Below are 1585 nucleotides of genomic sequence, written 5' to 3' on the forward strand. Positions count from 1 at the left end.
TGTCGACCGACAGTGCCATCAGTTCGCATCCCAGCGTCGCAAACCGGTCATGCGCGCGCGCGATCGACACAAACTCGCTGGTGCAGACCGGCGTGAAATCCGCCGGATGCGAAAAGAGCGCAAGCCAGCGCCCTCGGAAATCCGAAAGTGACACCGGGCCACGGGTCGAGCGGGCGGTGAAATCCGGCGCTTCCTCGCCTAGGCGCAACGCGGAACAGGGGGGGAGTTCAGGTGCCAAATCGAACCTTTCATTCATGCTGATCGACATTGTCATCCATCTCATCGGTTGACGCAACGGTAATACTCGATTATTTGAAACGTGTAACTGAGAAAGTATGGAGAGTCGAGATGGACCACCCTGATGAGCCGCTCATGCTCGCAACGCAGATTGTGATGGACGCCCGGGCCGGCGAAGTGCCCGCGCCGGTCGTGCGCTCGTTTTTTGACGAGCCGACATTTACCGCAAGCTATGTGGTGCATGATCCAGTGACTCGCGCCGCAGCGATTATCGACAGCGTGATGGATTTCGACCCGGCATCCGGCCGGACGGACCACGGCTCTGCGCAGGCGATCATCGACTATGTCCAGGCCGAAGGGCTGAAGGTCGAATGGCTGCTGGAAACCCATGCTCACGCAGATCATCTGTCTGCCGCGCCGTTCCTTCAGGAAAAACTCGGCGGCAAGCTCGCGATCGGTCGCGCAATCACGACAGTCCAGAGCGTGTTCGGCAAGATCTTCAACGAAGATACCCAGTTTGAGCGTGACGGGTCGCAGTTCGACCATCTGTTTGATGACGGCGACAGGTTCTTGATCGGTTCGATTCCTGCGGTCGCGTTGCACGTGCCGGGGCATACGCCCGCCGACCTGGCCTATGTCATCGGCGACGCGGTGTTCACGGGCGACACGCTGTTCATGCCGGACTATGGCACCGCCCGTGCGGATTTCCCCGGCGGCGATGCGCGAATGCTTTATCGCTCCATCCGCCGCCTGATGGACTTGCCGCGCGAGACGCGCACTTTCCTGTGCCATGATTACAAAGCGCCGGGCCGCGACGACTTTGTGTGGGAAACCACGATCGGCCAGGAACGCGATTCCAATGTTCACGTCCATGAAGGCGTGGGCGAGGATGAATTTGTCGAGATGCGCACTCGTCGTGACGCGACGCTGGGGATGCCACGGCTCATCCTCCCCTCGATTCAGGTGAATATGCGTGGCGGGCATCTGCCTGAGCCGGAAGAGAATGGCACGCGCTACCTCAAGCTTCCGCTGGATGTGCTGTGATGCCTGATTATGCGATGCCGGTGCAGGGGCTGATCGGTGGCCTGATGATCGGCGTCGCGGCTGCCATCATGCTGCTGGGCGCCGGCCGCATCGCTGGTGTCAGCGGCATGGCGGCGCGGGCGATCGGGCTGGGCGGCGGCGCACCGCGCACGCTCGCGCTGGCCTTCATCATCGGCTTGCCTCTCGGCGCGGCACTTGTCGCATGGGCGGCGGGACCGATCCTGTCACGCTTCCCCATGAGCATGGCAACGCTCGCGGTCGCAGGGCTCGTCGTCGGCATTGGCACGCGGCTCGGGTCGGGCTG

Annotated in this window: 3 protein-coding genes; 2 read left to right on the forward strand and 1 reads right to left on the reverse strand. The window is 62.3% G+C overall.

What is annotated here, in order from left to right:
* Nucleotides 1–256 (reverse strand): redoxin domain-containing protein (locus tag WA070_RS04295; protein WP_422632923.1); only part of this gene is annotated, 256 nt, incomplete at its 3' end.
* A 116-nt stretch (nt 257–372) separates the two neighbouring features.
* Between WA070_RS04295 and WA070_RS04300 the strand changes: the two genes are divergently transcribed.
* Both WA070_RS04300 and WA070_RS04305 read left to right on the forward strand, forming a co-directional pair.
* Complete coding sequence (locus WA070_RS04300) at nt 373–1281, forward strand: MBL fold metallo-hydrolase (protein ID WP_422632924.1); 909 nt, start codon at nt 373–375, stop codon at nt 1279–1281.
* The coding region (locus WA070_RS04305; RefSeq protein WP_422632922.1) for a YeeE/YedE family protein at nt 1281–1585 on the forward strand (305 nt) is incomplete at its 3' end. The genes WA070_RS04300 and WA070_RS04305, both read left to right, overlap by 1 nt.

The sequence above is a fragment of the Sphingobium sp. genome (assembly GCF_049304695.1).
GTDB lineage: Bacteria > Pseudomonadota > Alphaproteobacteria > Sphingomonadales > Sphingomonadaceae > Sphingobium.

Excerpts from the sequence above, each read along its gene's own strand:
- WA070_RS04300 (WP_422632924.1), top strand. The coding sequence starts at position 373 with ATGCTCGCAACGCAGATTGTGATGGACGCCCGGGCCGGCGAAGTGCCC.